Source organism: Hymenobacter aranciens, assembly GCF_030580865.1.
Taxonomy (GTDB): Bacteria; Bacteroidota; Bacteroidia; order Cytophagales; family Hymenobacteraceae; genus Hymenobacter; species Hymenobacter aranciens.
In genome coordinates this window covers 107934-127301 of the sequence record NZ_JAUQSY010000010.1, presented here as the reverse complement: position 1 = coordinate 127301, position 19368 = coordinate 107934, and the positions used below count along the sequence as shown (strand labels likewise).

General features: G+C 60.3%; 10 protein-coding genes. 5 read left to right on the top strand and 5 right to left on the bottom strand.

The genetic code is table 11. The features are described from left to right. Positions 1–26: 26 nt before the first annotated feature. On the bottom strand, positions 27–1466 hold the full coding sequence (locus tag Q5H93_RS15955; RefSeq protein ID WP_305007598.1) for a CCA tRNA nucleotidyltransferase: 1440 nt from the start codon (positions 1464–1466) through the stop codon (positions 27–29). 1140 nt (positions 1467–2606) lie between these two features. Here Q5H93_RS15955 and Q5H93_RS15950 point away from each other — a divergent pair. Further along, positions 2607–4451, top strand: a complete 1845-nt coding sequence (locus tag Q5H93_RS15950) for a T9SS type A sorting domain-containing protein (RefSeq protein WP_305007597.1) — start codon at positions 2607–2609, stop codon at positions 4449–4451. Between the two features lie 186 nt (positions 4452–4637). On the opposite strand, the gene Q5H93_RS15945 is transcribed toward Q5H93_RS15950, so the two are convergent. Both Q5H93_RS15945 and mce read right to left on the bottom strand, forming a co-directional pair. Next, on the bottom strand, positions 4638–5210 hold the full coding sequence (locus Q5H93_RS15945; protein WP_305007596.1) for an L-threonylcarbamoyladenylate synthase: 573 nt from the start codon (positions 5208–5210) through the stop codon (positions 4638–4640). A gap of 206 nt (positions 5211–5416) precedes the next feature. Continuing rightward, the gene (mce, locus tag Q5H93_RS15940) at positions 5417–5824 is read right to left on the bottom strand and encodes a methylmalonyl-CoA epimerase (protein ID WP_305007595.1); all 408 of its coding nucleotides are present in this window, start codon (positions 5822–5824) and stop codon (positions 5417–5419) included. A 154-nt stretch (positions 5825–5978) separates the two neighbouring features. Here mce and Q5H93_RS15935 point away from each other — a divergent pair, with 154 nt between their 5' ends. The 4 genes from Q5H93_RS15935 to Q5H93_RS15920 all read left to right on the top strand — a co-directional run bounded on the left by Q5H93_RS15935 (position 5979) and on the right by Q5H93_RS15920 (position 8617). Beyond that, positions 5979–7193, top strand: coding sequence for an IscS subfamily cysteine desulfurase (locus Q5H93_RS15935; RefSeq protein WP_305007594.1), 1215 nt, complete (start codon positions 5979–5981; stop codon positions 7191–7193). Between the two features lie 118 nt (positions 7194–7311). After that, positions 7312–7722 (top strand): Fe-S cluster assembly scaffold IscU, encoded by a 411-nt coding sequence (gene iscU / locus Q5H93_RS15930; RefSeq protein ID WP_305007593.1) that lies wholly within the window; start codon positions 7312–7314, stop codon positions 7720–7722. Positions 7723–7808: 86 nt separating this feature from the next. Continuing rightward, the gene (locus Q5H93_RS15925; protein WP_305007592.1) at positions 7809–8204 is read left to right on the top strand and encodes a hypothetical protein; all 396 of its coding nucleotides are present in this window, start codon (positions 7809–7811) and stop codon (positions 8202–8204) included. Positions 8205–8290: 86 nt separating this feature from the next. Continuing rightward, the gene (locus Q5H93_RS15920; RefSeq protein WP_305007591.1) at positions 8291–8617 is read left to right on the top strand and encodes a HesB/IscA family protein; all 327 of its coding nucleotides are present in this window, start codon (positions 8291–8293) and stop codon (positions 8615–8617) included. 142 nt (positions 8618–8759) lie between these two features. Here the strand turns inward: Q5H93_RS15920 and Q5H93_RS15915 are convergent, their stop codons facing one another. Together Q5H93_RS15915 and Q5H93_RS15910 are read right to left on the bottom strand one after the other, a co-directional pair. Continuing rightward, complete coding sequence (locus tag Q5H93_RS15915; protein ID WP_305007590.1) at positions 8760–14975, bottom strand: T9SS type A sorting domain-containing protein; 6216 nt, start codon at positions 14973–14975, stop codon at positions 8760–8762. A gap of 392 nt (positions 14976–15367) precedes the next feature. Next, on the bottom strand, positions 15368–19276 hold the full coding sequence (locus tag Q5H93_RS15910; RefSeq protein ID WP_305007589.1) for a beta strand repeat-containing protein: 3909 nt from the start codon (positions 19274–19276) through the stop codon (positions 15368–15370). Between the last annotated feature and the right edge of the window lie 92 nt (positions 19277–19368).

Genomic DNA, 19368 nt, shown 5'->3' with positions numbered 1-19368 from the left:
TATCGCTACTGAAACAGAAACCGGGTCTAATTTGGTGAGTGAATGAAGCCCTGTTTCGGAGCCAGTCCTTTGGCCGCCCCCTGCTGCAACAGGAAGGCCAGGGCTGGCTCCATTTCGTTTTTAATGGTGCCCTCCAAGATGGCTTCCATCACGGCCTCCTTCAGCTCGCCCACTTGGCGCGAGGGCTTCAAATCAAACATTTCCATGATGATTTCGCCGGTGATGACGGGCTTGAAGTTGCGCAGGTGGTCCTTTTCCTCCACCTCCTTCAGCTTCTCCTCCACCTGGCCGAAATTACTCAGGTAGCGTGCTTTGCGCTCGTGGTCCTTGCTGGTGATGTCGGCCCGGCAGAGCAGCATGAGGCGGTCGATATCGTCGCCGGCCTCGAAGAGCAGGCGGCGCACGGCCGAGTCGGTCACGGTTTCCTTTACTAGCGCGATGGGGCGCAAGTGCAGCTTCACCAGCTTCTGCACCATGCGCATCTCCTCACCCAGCGGCAGCTTGAGGTCGGCAAAAATCTGGGGCACCCAGCGCGCCCCCTTGTCCTCGTGGCCGTGGAACGTCCAACCCTGGTTGGGGAAGTAGCGCTTGGTGGCGGGCTTGGCAATATCGTGCAGAATGGCGGCCCAGCGCAGCCACAGGTCGCCGCCAGCGGCTGCCACGTTGTCAAGCACTTGCAGCGTGTGGTAGAAGTTGTCCTTGTGGGCATGCTTGCCCACTTTCTCCACGCCGTGCAGCAGGGCCATTTTGGGAAAGATGAGCTGCAACAGCCCCGTCTGAAACAGCAGCTTGAAGCCGTAGCTCGGCAGCGGCGACTCCACTATCTTGTTCAATTCGACGGTGATGCGTTCCTGCGACACAATTTTTATCCGCTCCTTATTCCGCACGATGGCGTCGTAGGTATCGGGCTCAATGTCAAAGCCCAACTGCGAAGCGAAGCGCACGGCTCGCATCATACGCAAAGGGTCGTCGGAGAAAGTAATATCGGGGTCGAGCGGGGTGCGTAGGGTTTGGGTGCTCAGGTCTTTCATTCCGCCAAAGCGGTCGACCAGCGCTCCAAAGTCAGCCTCATTCAAACTCAAGCCCAGAGCATTAATTGTGAAATCGCGCCGGGCCAAATCTTCTTCCAACGTACCTGCTTCCACTTCCGGCTTGCGGCTTTCGGCGCGGTAGCTTTCCCGGCGGGCGCCCACAAACTCAATTTCGCCGGCCTCCTGCGTGGGCAGCATGGCCGTGCCAAAATTCTTGAACACCGTTACGCGGCCTTTGCCTTTCAGCTTGCGTCCCACAGCCTGGGCCAGCGCAATACCGTCGCCCACCGTCACCACGTCAATATCCTTACTACCTCTATTAAGCGCCAAATCACGCACGTAGCCACCGATGACGTAAGCGGGCTGACCGAGTTCAGCCGCCGCTTCGGCGATGGTTCGGAAAATAGGCAGGTCGGGCAGTTGAGGTGTTTCCATGCCGCAAAGGTCGATATACAACAGCCACCCTGGTAGCTCATCGGCTTTTTTCATCCGCCAAGATGTAACGCGAAAATTTATGAGTACAACCGTTTAAAAATTTATTTTATTGGAAATCAATAAATTATTGACTATTTTTCAAACATATCATCTCGGCGCTTGCGTCGGCTATTTTTGCCTCCTACATTTGGCTCATTATCGTGTTCCCCCCCCTTTAGGAGCACATCGTTAGAAACTACTAGTCACTCTCTACCCATTCTGCACATTCCTCGGGTTCAGTCTCGCAGGAGTTCTTTTGGCTACTACGTTTTACTCTAACGGTATCCCGGTCCGGCCCAGTTTCGATGGGTTTCAGCCAGTGGACGCCCACACAACCAGCCCCAGTTTTTAACTGTGGTCAGTTGGATTGCCGTCTTTGCGCTTCGGTCTGTGGTTTCACTGGCACAAGTCAGGATATTCACAGTGTGGGGGTGGTTGTTCTCATAACAGCTACTTGGTGGTATTAACAGCTTGCTATGGTCGGTTCACGACCAGTAGTCAGCACTGTTATGGCTAGGCTTGAAATTTCCTTTCATTAAGTCCTCCGCTGCTGCTTCAAGTGGCAAGTCGGCAATGCCTACCCCAAAGCGGGTACAACTCCTGGATTAGTAGGTTTTGCCTACACAGCTCATTTTTGCCCAGATAGTTCTGCGGCAGACGGGATACTCATGCCTCGCGCTATTTTTCGCGGCACATTACTCAGGCTTTCCCCAGCTTGGCGGCACCTCATCACCCTTTTTAATCAAATTATTTTTATCCTTTTTACTTCCATTTTTTAATATCTTTAATAAAATCACTAGCATATTAAATACTCATCTTCCTTCAACGCACTCACTTCACTAACAGAATATTAATCAAAAAAATCGCCAAAATCATTTACCAGCTACCTGCCTGAGTAGTGAATACACCGGCACGAATTGGGCAGTTGACTGGTCATTCTCTCACCAAACTCATATTATCACTCATTAATCCATACCTCTGTGCCACTCGCGGCTCCGTGCCGCCACGGCCTGCCTCCGCCCTGCCGGCGCAGTTGCTGCCTCTGCCCTACCGGCCCTTCTTACCAACGGCAGTACATCCCAACCATTACCTTCTACGCTCATGAAGAAGCATTTAATCTTACCCTTGCTGGCTTTAGCCGCCTGGGCCAATCCAGTGCAGGCTCAGTACGTGCCTACTAATGCCGACATTGATGCACATGGTACCACTACCGCGATGGCAAACGTAACTGTGAACACCGGCACCGACGTCATGCGCGGGTCCAAAGGCAGTTTCATCCAAACCATGGTGTGGGACGGCGGCGGCAATGTGCGCCTCAGTTGGAGCGTTAACGAAGTTCCAACGGGATCACTGTTGGCGACCCTACCCTCAGGTACCACCTCACTCAGCGACCCTGACGTTGCAATGTCATACATGGGAAACAACCTCTATGCTGACGTAGTCTATATCGCAACCAACAGCAACGCATCTCCCGCTACTTCCCAGACGTACTTGGACATTTACCTGTGGAACGGGACGGCCTTTGTCCAACAAGGCTCGCCTCGCCCGCTAGGGCTTGCTGGTATTGCCGCTTACACAGGCCCCGGTGCCCCCCTGCCTAAGGGCAACCGCATTCATTCCAATCCTAATATTGATGCCAATATTTCCGGCAAGGTTGGTATTGTGTGGCAGGAAACGAGTACGGAAACTGCTACTGTGACGGTATACTCGCCTACGTACGGTCCGAATGGTATTCCTCCCTATCCCAACGGCTACAGCTTCAATATGACGACCACCTTTGCCGACAGCTACGTGCTGGACTGCAACATTGATGGTACAGGGTTCTATTGCTCCTATCCCTATCGGGGGTCGCACGTAGTGCGCGGCATCGGCCCCAACACGACAGCTAGTAACCCCAACATTCTCTTCAATCAGAGCCTGACGCCCGACGTGGCAGTATCTCCTTTGGGCGTGGTTTCGTTCTGCTATATCAGTGCATCAGCCGACCCCACTGCCCTTCCGGTAACTGCAGGCAAATCCCTTGTTGTGAAGCAGTACGGCCGCGACTGCACAGTCTTCAATTCTAATGTGGGGGGCACTTACAGCTGGGCAATTCCCAATACGCTAGGGGTGCCGCGGATGGCCGCCACGGCCAGCCTTGCAAGCAGCGACGACCTAGATGTGGAGTTGGTGATGGCTTGGAGCGACAGCCCCTGCACCAACTCGGGCCCTCGCAATTATTACGAAATCAGGAACTGGGGTAAGAGCGCTGGCTCTTGGCGTCCAAACTATACCACTGTCAGCATACCAACCGTATCTACCCAAAACGGCTATGATGCCGTAGCACCAGCAGTAGCCTTCTTGAGCGACCAAACAAATCCATACCAATATGTGGTAGCTTGGTCTGGCTTGAACTATCCATCTACCGGCAACGGCTATGATGTATGGAGCCGTACCCTGAAGGCTGGCTCAGTAATACCCGGAGTCGATTATAGCCGGGTGAACTTTACGGATACCAACACGCAAGGCATTGTTAGTGTGGCCGCTCGTCACGCGGCTTCGCCCACCGCCTCCGCCTTCCTCTGGCGCGATGCCAGCGTGCCGCGGCTGGCTTACCGCTACTCAACCGTGCTACCTGGCTCTAACCAGCACAACCGGCCCGCCGCGAATCCCACTCAACCCACTGGCAGCAACATTCTGCAGGCGTATCCCAATCCTTTCAGCACCGATGTGCAAATCCGTCTGAGCTTGCACGCTGGCGAAACGGTTCGCAGCTTGCAGGTAACCGACTTGAGCGGCCGCGTGCTCGATACTCTGCCCGTTGATTCGCAAGCGAAAGCTTCTACAGAAGCTTCGGCACCTGCCACCTATACTTGGCATGCGCGTCGGGGCTTGCTGAGCGGGTCTTACCTGGTGCGCGTGGTTACCAGCGAGCGTACCGAAACGCTGTCGCTTAGCAAGCCTTAGGCTTTTACTGAGCAAGCGGTTAGATAAAATCCTGCTTTACCATCCCTCCACGGGGTGATTTGGCAGAACGACCCACACTGAGCTTTTTTACCGGTGCTACGAAAGCCGCTGATAATTCATCAGCGGCTTTCTGCGTTGGCCAGCTTGCTGTGGCCTACGTAAACCACCTAGCTGGCCTAGCATTTTTTATTCCCGCACTACCTGCAGCTCCCCACCCTCCCCCAGCCGCACCACCCGTGAGGGGGCCGTGCGCGTCTCATCGTTCTGCCGCCAGCTCACCACGTAGTCGGCCCCGCGCACAATGGCCGGGTCAATTTCAGAGAAAATAGCCGGCGTCGGCTCCCCGCTTTTGTTGGCCGACGTCGATACCAGCCCGTGGCCCAGCCGCCGCACCACTTTGTGGCAAAACTCCTCCTGCACCACCCGAAAGCCCACCGTGCCATCCGGTCCTACCAGGTTTTTGGCCACGGCCGGGCCAGCGGGCAGGATGTAAGTAGTGGGCCGCTCCTGCGTGGCCAGCAGCTGCTCCAGCTCGACGGGCACCTTGGCGGCGTAACGCTGCAGCATCTCCAGGTCGGCCACCAGCACGATACTGGGTTTGCCCTCGGGGCGGCCTTTCAACTTATATAATTGCTCCACCGCGCGGGGCACTTCGGCGTCGCAGCCCAGGCCCCACACAGTGTCGGTGGGATAGAGAATAACTTGCTGAAGCAGCAGCGCATCGACAGCAGCATCTACTTCCTGTTTAAAGAAATTCATGTCGTTTGTTGTTGAATCAGTTTGGATAACCTTGGCCGTTTCGTCTGGAAGCTTTGGCTTGGTGAAAGCAGTCAGCCAACTCAACCCGCCCAGCAGTAGCAGGCCAATCCACAAGACAATTAGGCCGAAAAGCCCCGCCACCACCCGCTGGCCATGTATGGTCTGCTGCTTATCCATCAGCTCCCAGAACCAGCTGTAGAGTCGCCTCACGGCTTCACCTCCTGACAAAGCTCTACCAGTACGCCACCCGCGCTTTTCGGATGCACAAAGCACACCAGTTTATTATCAGCCCCGCGCTTGGGCTCCTCGTTTAAAAGAATGAACCCTTCCCCTTTCAGGCGTTCCATCTCAGCCCGAATATCATCCACCTCGAAAGCCACGTGGTGAATACCTTCTGGTTTCTTAGCTAAATACTTGGTAATGGCGCTGTCCGGTGAGGTGCCCGCCAGCAGCTCAATCTTGGAGCCGCCGACCTGGAAAAACACCGTATCCACGGCTTCGCTGGCCACATGCTCGGTTTTATACGGCCCGGCGCCCAGCAATTTGGTGTAGAGTTCCGTGGCGGCTTTAAGGTCGTGCACGGCCAGGCCGAGATGTTCGAGGTTGGTAAGCATAGAAATAAGATGCGAAACGAGAGGGTTTTCGGCCGGCCGACAGCCGGCCTTGATGGTATTGTGCCTATTTTTGTAAGTCCAAAGAAAACCGATTCGGTCCGAACGGTGTTCTAGTGCCTGATTCCAACTACTTGCAGATTTTTCGCTACGCGCAATGCTGAAGCTCCCTATCTATCTCGACAACAACGCCACGACCCCGCTCGACCCGCGCGTGCTGGAGGCCATGATGCCTTATCTGACCGACGTATTCGGCAACGCGGCCTCGCGCAACCACCCCTTCGGCTGGGCCGCCGAGGAAGGCGTGGACTACGCCCGCGAGCAAATCTCGGCCCTCATCAACTGCGACCCGAAGGAAATTATCTTCACCAGCGGCGCTACCGAGAGCGACAACCTAGGCATCAAGGGCGTGTTTGAGATGTATGCTCAGAAAGGCAACCACGTCATCACCTGTACCACCGAGCACAAAGCCGTGCTCGACACCTGCAAGCACCTCGAAAAGCTGGGCGGCCGCGTCACCTACCTGCCGGTAGATGAGAAAGGTCTGATTAGCCTGGCCGAGCTGGAAGCCGCCATGACGCCCGAGACGATTCTCGTGACCATCATGTATGGCAACAACGAGACGGGCACCATTCAGCCCATCCGCGAGATTGCCGCCATCGCTCACAAGCACGGCGCGCTGTTCATGACCGACGGCACCCAGGCCGTGGGCAAAATCCCGGTGGATGTGCTGGCCGACGGCATTGATTTGATGGCTTTCACGGCTCACAAAATGTACGGTCCCAAGGGCGTAGGTGCGCTGTACGTGCGTCGTAAAAACCCGCGGGTAAAGGTAACCGCCCAGATGGACGGCGGCGGCCACGAGCGCGGCATGCGCTCGGGCACCCTCAACGTGCCCGGCATCGTGGGCTTGGGCAAAGCCTGCGAGCTGGCTCGCCTGGAAATGGAGGCCGACACCAAGCGCCTGAGCGTGATGCGCGACCGCCTCGAAAAAGAGCTGCTGACCCTGGAAGAAAGCTACGTGAACGGCTCGGTGGAGCACCGCCTGCCCCACGTGGCCAACATCAGCTTCAAATACGTGGAAGGCGAAGGCCTGATGATGGGCGTGAAAGACCTGGCGGTATCGTCGGGCTCGGCCTGCACCAGCGCCTCGCTGGAGCCCAGCTACGTCCTCAAGGCCCTGGGCCTGAGCGATGACCTGGCCCACAGCAGCCTGCGCTTCGGCCTGAGCCGCTTCACCACCGACGAGCAAATCGACTACGCCATCGGCCACGTAAAAGAGGCCGTGACCAAGCTCCGCGAAATGTCGCCGCTCTGGGAAATGTTCAAGGAAGGCATCGACCTGAGCACCATCGAGTGGGCCGAACACTAGGCGCTAATCGCCAATTATGAATTATAAATTATGAATTAAAAATGGCGGTTCTGCGCCAGCTGATTCATGATTTCAATTCATAATTTATAATTCAAAATTCATAATTCAAACCTGAGCCATGGCTTACTCCGATAAAGTAATCGACCACTACAGCAACCCCCGCAACGTGGGCACGCTGGACAAAAGCAAGAAAACCGTAGGCACCGGCCTCGTGGGCGCCCCCGAGTGCGGCGACGTGATGCGCCTGCAAATCGAGGTGGACGAAACCACCCAGACCATCACCGACGCCAAGTTCAAAACCTTCGGCTGCGGCTCGGCCATCGCCTCGTCGTCGCTGGCAACGGAGTGGCTGAAAGGCAAGACGGTAGACGAAGCTCTCGCCATCGACAACATGGAGATTGTGGAGGAGCTGGCTTTGCCGCCCGTGAAAATCCACTGCTCGGTGCTGGCCGAGGACGCCATCAAAATGGCCATCTCGGACTACCGCGTGAAAAACGGTCTGCCGGCCCTGGAACTGGCCCACCACTAGGTTTTAATTATGAGTTAGGAGTTATGAATTATGAGTTGACGTTCTGCCAACTCATAATTCATAACTCCTAACTCATAACTCCTTCTATGGATTCTCACGTCGAAACCGCCCGCCTGCAACGCGAGATTGAGCAGCACCTGGGCCTCGACCCGGCGCAATTGCTGTTTGAATTTCGGCAACTCGATGGGCAAACGCGGCTGGACCTCATCACCGTGAACCCGCGGCACCAGCAGAGCTTCCTGTTTCGCTACGAAATGGGCTATGACCGCGTGGATGCCCTGCGCAAGATGCTGGAATACGTGCGGCGCTTTCGGGACACCGAAAGCTCGTATACTGTGCAATGGCGCGCGCGGGACGACAAGGAGTTGCACACTTCCTACTTCCGGGCGCACAATATGTATGAGGCGCTGGACAAGCTCTATTTTGGGCGCGATTTGAACACCATCACGGTGTTTAGTGTTGTGCTGAACCCGAGCTCGTAAAGTGGGCTTTTAGCTGGTAGCCATTAGCTATTGGCTTTTATGAACAAGGCTAACAGCTAGCCGCTATTAGCTAACAGCTTAATACAATGATTACCGTTTCAGATAAAGCCAAAGACAAAATCGAGCATCTCATGCGCGATGCCGAACTGGATGCCACATATCGCCTGCGCGCCTCGGTAGCCGGCGGCGGCTGCTCGGGTTTGAGCTACAAGCTCGATTTCGACAACGAAGTGCGGCCGATGGACCAGGAATTTGAGGACAAGGGCGTGCGTGTGGTGGTGGATATGAAAAGCTTCCTCTACCTGGCCGGCACTGAGCTCGACTTCTCGGATGGGCTGAACGGCAAGGGCTTTCAGTTCAACAACCCCAACGCCTCGCGTGAGTGCGGCTGCGGCGAGAGCTTCTCGGTTTAAGCTATTGAATTAATTGTGCCTGCCGGCTCAGGCTAAGCGGGTTCTGATGCAACAAAAAAGGTCGCCCAGTTGGGCGACCTTTTTTGTTGTCCGGTTTCCTTGGGCTCCGCCGAATTCGAAGACCAGGCGGAGCTCAGGGTTACTACTCCTTACTGAACTTCTGCACCTTGCGGCCAGCAGCGGTTTGGAGTTCCAGGTAATACGTGCCGCTGGCCAGCGATGCTACCGATACGTTTGTCATGTCGGTGGCCGTGCCTTGCAGCAGCACCTGGCCCAGCACGTTGCTGATGCGGTAGCTGGCCGGGCCGGCGGTGCTGAAGTTGATGGTTTCGCGGGCCGGGTTGGGGTAAATGGCCATTTCGAATACCTTGCTGCTGGCTGCCACCACTTTCACGGGCGAGTAGGCTACGCTGCCATCGTTATCGACCTGGCGCAGGCGGTAATAAAGCTGCGTGGGGGGGGCGTTGCGGTCGAGCGTCTGGTAGACAGCTTTTTTAGTGCTGCTGCCAGCGGCATCCACCTTGGCGATGGTCGTGAAATCTTCGGCATTCGGGCTGCGCTGCACTTCGAAATAGGCGCTGTTTTTCTCGCTGGCGGTGGCCCACTGCAGGCTCACGTTGGCTTCCTGACGCTGGGCAGTGAAGCTGATGAGTTCGACGGGCAGCGGGTTGAGGCCAGGGAAAAAGTTGGCGGTGCTGGTGCTGGCCAGCGAGAAGTCGGAGAAGGTGGTGAAGATGCCCGAGGTGATGGTACCGGCCACGGGCGCGCCGTTGCTGGCCGTGCCGGTTTCGGCCGTATGGCCGATGTTGGTCCATTCGCTGGCAGGAGTGCTGCGCTTGGCCACCACGAAGGTGGGGTCGGCGGGGAAGTTCACGTAGTCGTCGGTGCCGAAGGTCATGGTGAGCGTACCGCTGAAGGTGCCCGCCGAGGTGCTGCGGTTGATGGTGAAGTAGCGCTTGAACGATACCCGCTGCAGGTTGCTGCCGGCGGCGTAGTTATTGTTGGCCGGCGCCGACTCTATCTGCTCGGCCGTGTAGGTCACGGTGTTGCTCTGGGCGGCGGTGTTCAGCGTGAGGGGGCGGTAGTTGCCGGCCTTGCCCACGGGGAAGAATACCGTACGCGCCCCCGAGTTGGTGATGCGGGCCAGAGGGCCATTGATGTAGCTATCGGCCGAGCCGCCGGTGGGGGCAGCCGCGTTAATCAACGTGAGCACATTGGTAGCATCGGTCGTGATAATGCCGTTGGTAAGCGCCAGGGTTGTGTTGATAGTCAGCGGAGCAGTGAGTACGAAAGCAGCGCCGCCGGCGCGGTTCATTGTCAGCGTGCTCAGGTTACGACCAGCGGCTGCGCTAACAAAATTGAGCGTACCCAGTGCCCCGGTGCCGCCGAAGTTCAGGCTGCTGCTCGTGCTGCCGCGCAGCGTGCCGGTGCCGCTCGTTATGGGGCCGTTCAGCGTCAGGGTCCGGCCATTGAGCTCTAGCGTGCCGGCCTGGAAGGTAGCGCTGCCATTCACCGTCAGGTTAGACGACAGGCCCAGTACGTTCTCGCTGCTGACACTGGTAGTGGCGCTTAGCAGGAAGTTGTTCACCGTGTTGAAACCCGTAACGAACCGGAGGCTGCCCAGGTCATAGTCGTTAGCTACGGTACGCATAAACTCCAGATTGGCAGCTGGGTCGGGTTTCAGCGAACCTAGTGAGGTACCGAAGATATTGCCCCCGCCGTTGAAGCGGAGCGTCGTGCCAGCCCCTAGTTCCAGGGTGTTACCCGAATCCAACATTTCCAGGCCCCCGTTGCGGCTGTTGCCCAGCGCCAGCACTGAGCCCGCGCCCACCAGGCTACCGCCTTTCACGGTGCTGCCATCTGTGAGCAGCCGGTGCAGGGAAATAGTCCCACCGTTGGCATTCAGCGTCTGAATGGTGCTGGTATTCAGCAGCTGCAGCGTAATGCTCCGGGCGGGGTCGTAGGTCACGTTACTCAGCTGCACCAGGTTGCCATTCAGTCGGATAATAGCATACGCAAAGTTGTTGCCGGCACTGGTGTTGAGCAGGGTGCTGCTGATAAGCGTGTTTTCCAGCGTCAGCGTCCCGTTCACGTCGTAGAAATAGGCAGCATTAAGCCGCTTCTCGCCGTTGGTGAGCTTGAGGTTTTCGTAGTTCAGGTCAACCGGAATGATGTATGGCGCAGTCGTTTGGGCCAGCTCAATAGTGCTGGAAGCCGCCTGCACATCCTGAAGTAGATTGTCGGTAGCCGCCGCCGTGGCGTTGCGAATCACCAGGGTGCTGTTAGCTCCCTGGTCGAGGGTACCGGCGAAGACGGCCGTGGTGGGGATAATCATCTCCGCGCCGGCGGCCAGCACCACTTTCGTGCCCGTGCCGCTCACCGTCCAGTTGTTGCCGAAGCTGCGGCCCGTGCCGGTTACGGTGTAGGTAGTGCCGGCCAGGGCAAACGACGTGGGGGCCGTGCCCGAGCCGTCGGGCTGGTCGCCGTAGGTGCTCAGCAGGTCGAGGTCGCCGGTGGCCTTGGTGTAGTAGGCATTGGGCACTACTGCGAAGGCGCCCACCGCCAGGGTAGTGCCGCAGCCGGCCGTGAGCGTAAGCGGACCGCTGCTGGCGCTGGCGGGCACGGCCACCGTCACGCTGGTGGTGCTCACGAAGGTAGTAGCCACGGCCGTGCCGCCGTTGAAGCTCACCGTGGGCGCGGGGCCGGTGGTGAAGTTGGTGCCGGTGATGGTGATGATGGTGCCGGGCGTGCCGCCGCTGGGCGAGAAGCCCGTCACGGTGGCCGCCTGGAAGGGCACGTCGCCGGTGGTGAGCACGCGGGCCGTGGTACCGCTGTTTGGGTTCACGGTGCTGGTGGTGCTGGGCCACACGCCGTCGGCGTCGGTGGCGGGGCAGCCTACCAGGCTGCCATCGGCCAGAGCGCGCTGCTCGACGCGGCGGATACCGTTGGCATTGGTGTTGGGCGTGAGCAGGCCCCAGGCGCCGGCTACGCCATTTACATCGTTGCTATAGAAGGCCGCATAGTTGTTGGCAGTCGTGTTGACAATGCCGTCTTCTTCTACCCAGGTGCCGGCCAGAGGGCGGCTCATGCCGTTTACGTCGTTATAGGTAAAGATGAAGTTGGCCGGGGCCGCGAAAGAGGTGCCGCGCACGGCCGTGGCCTGGCTGCTGCCGGTGCCCAGCTGCATAGCCGTAACGGCGCTGGTGGTGGGCAGAAACTGGGCGGCCACATCGCTGCCATCGCCCGCATTGAGCACGATGAGCGGATATACCGTGCTGCCATCGGCAAAGCGGCTATCGGCGGTGGGCTCCACGGCAAACCAGCCGGTGTAGCTGCCGCTGGCATCAGTGGCAAAGGTGGCGGTGCTGCTGCTCAGGCTGGGGCCACTGGCGCGCACGAAGGCGCCCGGGGCTTTTACTTCCAGCGGCACCCCTACCCCACCGTAGGTAGCGGCATCGGTGGCGGCATGCACGGCGGTGTAGTACTTATAAGTGGTAGTGGGCAGCAGGCCGCTCACAGTGGCACGCCACACGTAGGGCAGGCGGGCGTTGTGGGTGCTGGTGCTGGTGCGGGCGCTTATCAGCTGGGGCACCAGCACTTCGGTAAGGATGGCGGGCACTACCGGGCGGGCCGAGCGCACAATGCCGTCGCTGTAGCCGTTGCCACCGGTTGTGAAAATCTGGAAGAAATACTGGCTGCCGTTGGTAAGGCCCGTCACGGTTACGCTACCGTTGAGCGGCCCGTTATACACCACGTACTGGCCGCTGCCCAGGTTGGTGCTGCCGCTGCCGCCAAAAGTGGTATTGGCAGTGTAGATATTGCCGGCCAGTGGCTTGAGAGTGCCGGCACTGCCCAATCGGGCGGTGATGATAACGCTGGTGGCGCAGCTGTTGGCCGGGGCCCCGAAGCTCACCGTCACCTGCCCGTTGCCGGGCGTGGCGCTGGCCGTGGCGGGCACCTCGTTAGTCAGGTAGTTGGTCACCACCAAGTCGGTTCCGTTGTCGGGGGCGTTGGTGGCGGGGGTGCTGGCTTGCACCCGCACGCGGTAAGCCGTGCCCGAAACCACGCTGTTGGGGATGTTGCCGCTGATGCTGCCACTAGCCACGGCCGTGAGGGTGCCCAGCGTGGTGGTGCCGCTGGCAAAGCTGCCGCTGGCATTGCTGAGCACGGCCGTCATCACATTGGCGGTGCCGAAGGTGCCGCCGCTCACCGTGAATGGCACCGTAATGCTGGGGTTGGTGCCCTGGTTGATGCAGAACGGCGAGTCGGCAATGGTGCCCGTGGTCAGGGTAAAGGCCGGAGCCGGCACGCCGCAGCTCACGGTCACGTCGTCGAGGCGCCAGGGCGAGGTGTTGCCGTTGTTGCGGGCAAAGCGAATGTACACGGCGTTGGAGGCCGTGTAGGCCGACAGGTCTACTGTCAGCGGCGTCCAGGTTTCGGTCAGCGGCACATCGCTGTGGGTGAAAGTGGTCACGGTCGTGAAGGTCCCCGTCTGACCGCTGGTCGATACCTGCACCAGTAGGTTTTTGGCCGTGGTGCTGGTGGTCCGGTACAGGTAAAACGTCAGCAACGAAGGGTTGGCGATGACCGGGGTGGTCAGGGATTCGGTGCTGCCGTCAAACTCGGCCTGCCGGGTGCCGGTCCGGGGGCTGTCCGTAGAGGTCGATACGCCCGACGTCAACCAGCCCACAGGGATGGCCGCGTTGTTGAAGCCTTCCGTCAGGCAAGCGCTGGCGCCCGCCAGCACCGTGCCCGTCACGGCCACGTTCTGGCTGGCCGTGCCGCTGACGTGGGTAATGTTACCGCTCACCGCGCCCGGGGTGGCCGTGGCCGCCAGCCGCACCGAGATGGTGGTGCTGGCTACGCTGTTGCCGCTTTGGGGCAGCACCAGCGGCGCGGCGTTGGTGTTGGCGGTGCTCAGGAAGCCGTCTTTCGAGATTTCGACGCCCGCCGGGGGCGTGATGGTGATGCCCGTGGTGAGCAGGCTGCCGCTCACCGTGTAGGTGTAGATGGTGCCGGCCGTGTTGGTGCCCACCGTGCCCAGGTTGAGGGAGGCGGTACTCAGGGAAATGGTGGCGCTGGTGGCCGGGTTCACCGTTACCACCGACTGGTTGCTGGTAACCACGCAGCCGCCCAGCGTGCTCTGAGCCACCACGTAATAAGTGCCCGTTGTGCCGCCAAAGTCGGCCGGCTGGGGCGTGTAGCTGGTGCCCGCCTGGCTGCCGATGGTGTTACTGTAGGCCCCACCCGACATGGTGCCGTACTTCCAGATGCGGCTGGTGGCGGCGGGAGTTTCGGTGGCCGTCAGAGCCGTGGCGTTGGTCTGGCCGATGGTCAGGCCCAGGGTGGTGGGGGCCAGCGTCACCGCCAGGTTGTTGATGGCGAAAGCCGGACTGGCCGACCCCGTCCGGGCCGGGGCAGCGTTATTCACCCGAATTTTATAGCCGGTGCCGTTGGGCGTACCGGCCGGAATAGTTACGGTAAGTGGGTTGGCGCTGTTCGAGCCAACAATGCTCAGCGTGGTGGGCGAAGTAAAGTCACCCGCAGCATCCGACAATTGAGCCGAATAGGCGCCCGTAAAAGTTATGTTCGGCGTGTAGGGGACCGTCACATCAGTGGCTGTGTTTGCACAAACCGGAGTGCTGCCGACGGTACCGGTAGAAATGGCGGCATTGCCCTTCACGACAATGTCATCAATTACCCATTGTTCGTTAGCAGCGTCGTTGCCCAGCGTGATGCGGAAACGCAGCTGGTTGCTGGCAGTGATGCCGGTTACCCGAATGAAGGTGTAGCCATCGGTGGTACGGGCGTCTCCTCCGGCCGGCGTAAATCTTTTGGCGGCTTCAACGGTGCTGTTTCCGTCGTATGCCGCCGATGCAGTGCCAGTTCCCGTAGCAAAGCTCCACCGGGCATTGCTGTTGCCGGTTACTATCAACTCGTTTGAGTAGCTGGTTCCCCCATTAGTGCTTATCGCAACCGTAACCAGGTCATCGTTTTCAGCCCCGTTACCGGAAGTACCGGAGAAGGATGCCAAACGAAATTCCAGCGCGACGCCGGTATAGGCACTCGCGTCGATGTTCGCCGCTGAAGTGATGACCACCGACCCCGTACTCCCGCTGCGGCCGTAGCCCTGGGTCCCGGAAACGTACCGCGGGTCATTGGGGGTATTGGCATTGCCGGTTGTTATTGCTCCCCCGGTGCCGGTCGTGCCATAGGTGGCCGTTGGCGTGGCAGGAGTTGCTTCAAAATCCTGAATGGCAATGGTCGTTTGCCCCCACCCCAGCAGTGGCAGCAGCAACAGCGCCAGTAGCCCGGCCCTCCGGCCCAGGCGAATAAACGGAATAGAACGTGTTGTCATGCGCAGCATACTAAAAATAGAAAAGAGAGAGCATTTGCTTAGCAAAGGTACCAGTTGCAGGCATTACACCTGTATTCTTTTGGGTTAACAGACTGTTAATATCCGAGTATGGTTCGCGGCAGCCCTTACATAAATATAAAACCCCCTGGCCGATAGGCCCAGGACGCTTGCGGCATTGCAGCTACCAGTAAGCTTATTGCCCAGCCGGGGCAGTGGGAATGGTTGAGCCAGCAGGTCGACACGCTTAACGAGCCGAAACAGCTGACTGCGCTACTGTAGCTGCCAGACCGGCGCTGGTGCGGCTGGCCGGCCAACAGCTACTCGCCCCACGCAAAAAGGCCCCCAACCAGACTGGTTGGGGGCCTTTTTCAGAAGCCTGGTTGCAGGTCAGACTAGTTTTTGGCGACGCGGCGCACGGCCGTTACGCCGTTCTGACGCACTTCCAGCAGGTAGGTACCGGTAGCCAGCGAGGCCGGCAGGGTCACCACGCCGTTGGCGGCCAGCGGGGCCTCGGCCAGCACTACGCGGCCGGTGAGGTCGCGCAGGGCTACCGTAGCTGCACCCGCCGTGGGCAGGCTCACCGTCAGGCGGTCCTGGGCCGGGTTGGGGTACAGCGCCAGGCCGGGCAGAGCGCTGCCCGGGTTGGTAGCCAGGAAGTTCGGGATGTTGATGTCATCAATGTTGATGCGTGCAGTGTTGCCAGTCGGGGCGGCCGTGCTGATACGCAGACGCACATTACCCGTTACGTTAGCAACGAAGCTATACGTCGTGAGTGTTGTGGTGAGCACCGTCGGGGCACCCGGCAGCACGGTGTAGGTGGTGCCGCCGTTGGTCGAAATTTCTACCGTGAAGGTTGTCGGCGTATCGGTACCATACATGGCGGCCTGCACCGTGATAACGCCGGCACCGTCCGGCTTGTCGAAGTTCATGGCAATCGACCCGCCGCCGCGGATGCGGGCAGCCCGCACCTGGTTTACCCGGTCGTTAAACAGGTCGCCCAGCAGGGCTTCGGTGAAGTTCCATTCGCCGCTGCGCAGCGTAACCGGGCCAGCGCTGTAGCCGCTAGCGGCTTTGGTACCCGCCTCAAAATCTTCGTAAGCCAGGCTGGTAGCAGCTGGCACCACAAAGAAGTCGCGTACTGCCGAGGCCGCGCCACCGTTGTTTGCCGTGATGGGGAACTGCCCAATCGTAGCAATCTGGCTGGCGGGCACGTTGATGGTGATGCTGGTAGCGCCCGCATTCACGGTAGCGGCAGTGTAGGTGTTCGTGCCGATGGTTACCTGCGTAGTAGCCGTAAAGCCGGTGCCGGTCAGCGTCATTACGAAGCCAGGGCCGCCCACCACAGCGCGCACCGGGCTGATGGTGCTCAGAACAGGCACCGTAGCCGTGGGCGTCACGGTGAAGGTACTGGTGCTGGTAGCGGTGCCGCCGGGCGTGGTTACGGCGATGGTGCCGGTAGCCGCGCTGGCGGGCACCACGAAGGTGATAGTGTTGCCGTCCACTACCGTGAAGCCGGTGATGGCCACGCCGTTCAGGGTTACGGCCGTGGCGCCGGTCAGGTTAGTGCCGGTGATGGTCACGGTGGCGCCAGCGGCGCCGGTGGTGGGCGTGAAGCTGGTGATGGTGGGCGCCACCGGAGCGGTAGCCGTCACGGTGCCCGTCACGGCCACGTTCTGGGTGGTAGCGCCGGTGCTGGCTACGGTCACGTTGCCGGCCGGGGTGCCGATGGCCGCACCGGTCAGGCGCACGTAGATGGTGGTGCTGGCAATGGAGCCGCTGGTTGGCGACACCGTTACCGAAGCCGTGTAGGGGCCGGCGGCGCTCAGCGATACTTCGTAGCCGGCGGGGGCGGTGATGGTGGCATCAGCCGTCAGCACCACGCCGGTAATGGCGAAGCTCTGGCTGGTCGAGGGCGTACCTACTACCGTGCTGAAGGCCGGCAGCGTGGCTGGAGCAGCCGTCAGGGTAGCCGTGGTGGGCGCGCTGGCATCGGTGATGCTCACGTCGTCAATGTTGATGCGGGGGTTGGCAGCAGCAGCAGTGTTGGTAGTGCCGATGCGCAGACGGATGTTACCAGTCTGGTTTACCGTGAAGGTGTAGGGCGTCAGCGTAGCATTCAGCGTAGCAGGTGTGCCGGCAATAGGTGTGAAGGTGCTGCCACCGTCGGTCGAGATGCTCAGCGTGAACGAAGCGCCGGTGTCATTACCAAAAGTAGCCGCCTGCAGGCTAATCACGCCAGCCCCATTGGGCTTGTCAAATTCCATCGTGATGGTGCCACCACCACGAATGCGGGCGGCTTTCGCACCATTCTTTTTGTCATTGGCCAAGTCCCCAATCAGGGCCTCTACGAACGTCCAGTTGCCCGTAGTCAGGGCCAGGGGCGTAGTGCCGTTGTAATTCGTGGTGCGGGTGCCCAGTTCGAAGTCTTCGATGAAGTTGCCCGTGCTGGGCGTCGTCACGGTGAAGCTGGTGCTGCTGGTGGCGGTGCCGCCGGGCGTGGTCACGGCGATGGGGCCGCTGGCCGCGCCGGTGGGCAGCACGAAGGTGATGGTGGTAGCGTTAACCACGGTGTAGCCGGTGATGGCCACGCCGTTCAGCGTCACGGCCGTGGCGCCGGTCAGGTTGGTGCCGGTGAGGGTTACCGTCGCGCCCACGGCTGCCGTAGCGGGCGAGAAGCTGGCGATGGTGGGCGCCGCCGTGGGCGTCGTCACGGTGAAGGTGCCGGTGCTGGTGGCGGTGCCGCCGGCCGTGGTCACGGCGATAGTGCCGCTGGTAGCGCCAGCGGGCACGGTGAACATTACTTCCGTAGCGCTCATCACCATGAAGCTGGTGCCGGCCGTGCCGTTGATGGTAGCGCCAGTAGCGCCGGTGAAGTTGGTACCGGTTACCGTCACCACGGTGCCTGCCGGGCCGGTGGCCGGGGTGAAGCTCGTGATGGTGGGCGCGGGCGTGGCCACCGTTACGGTGAATGAGCCGGTGCTGGTGGCGGTGCCGCCGGGCGTGGTCACGGCAATGGTGCCGCTGGTAGCGCCGGTGGGCAGCACGAAGGTGATGGTGGTAGCGTTAACCACGGTGTAGCCGGTGATGGCCACGCCGTTCAGCGTCACGGCCGTGGCGCCGGTCAGGTTGGTGCCGGTGAGGGTCACGGTAGCGCCGGCCGCGCCCGTGGTGGGCGTGAAGCTGGCGATGGTGGGCGCCGTGGTGGTAGCAGCTTCAGGGGCAAAGGCAACGCCGCGGAACACGGCGCCATTGCCACCGGCGGTGGCGATGGGCGCGGGCAGGGTCGTGATGGCCGGGGCCACGTTGTAGCCGGTGGCGTCGCTGAAGAAATACAGCCCGCCATTGCCGGAAACGCCCAGCGACACCGTGGTGCCGGTGGTCTGGCCCGTGATGCCGCGCACGGCCAAGGGAGACGTGGCCGCGCTCAGGATGCTGCCGTTCAGCGTCCAGGTGCCGCCTACCAGGCTCCACTTCTGCACGCCGCCGGGGGTGGCGGTGCGGTCATCGGCCACATATACTACGTCGACGCCCGGCACGGTAGCGCTCAGGTCGGCGAAGTAGAAGGCGTAGGGCTGCGGGCCCGAAGCTGTGGGGAAGCCCGGCAGCAGCGTTACCGTCTGGCCAGTGGTGGTGGGCAGGCCCGTGCCAACCTGGCTGATGCCCTGGAAGGCCCCCGTGGCGGCCGACACGTACAGGTTGCCGCCGTAGATGCTGAGCACGCGCAGGTTGGTAGGCGTGGTATTGATGGCCGTGGTGGGGCCGGTGTTGCCCAGGGGCAGGTAGCGCACGCCGCTGTTCGAGCCGCTGGCGTAGAAGTTAGCGCCATCGGCCGAAGCCACCGAGCGGATGTTGCCGGCGCTAAAGGCATCGTCGATGCGGGTGCTGGTGTCGATGCTGCCATCGGCAGCCACCCGGCCGATGACGCGGTTGGTGGCCGTGGAGGCGGTGGCGACCAGAGCTGCGGTGCCGGGAACGGCATCGTAGCCGGGCACCAGCAGGTAGCGGCCATCGGCCGAGCGGCTGAGGTAGCCTTCGGAGCTCGACGACGTGGTGTTGGTCAGGCTGCGGTTGGTGCCGCTCGTGGCCGTGGGCAGGGCAATGGTTTGTACCAGGGTGCCGGTGGGGGTGTATTCCAGCAGGAACGTAGCCGCCGCAACCCCGCTAGCGGGGGCCGTCACGGCGTCGCCAACCCGCACAACCACCAGGTTGCCCGGCGTGAAAGGAGCCGCCGAAGCCAGCCCCGACCACAATAGCAGCATACTCAGGCAAGCCAGCAGCCGCGTTGTAAAAAATCGCGTCATACGAAAATGAAAAGGGTGAAAATGAAAAAGAATGAATTACTAAAGTCCGGTTTCGGGCATTCTGAATAGTGGAGCAGCGGGCCCTAACGGCC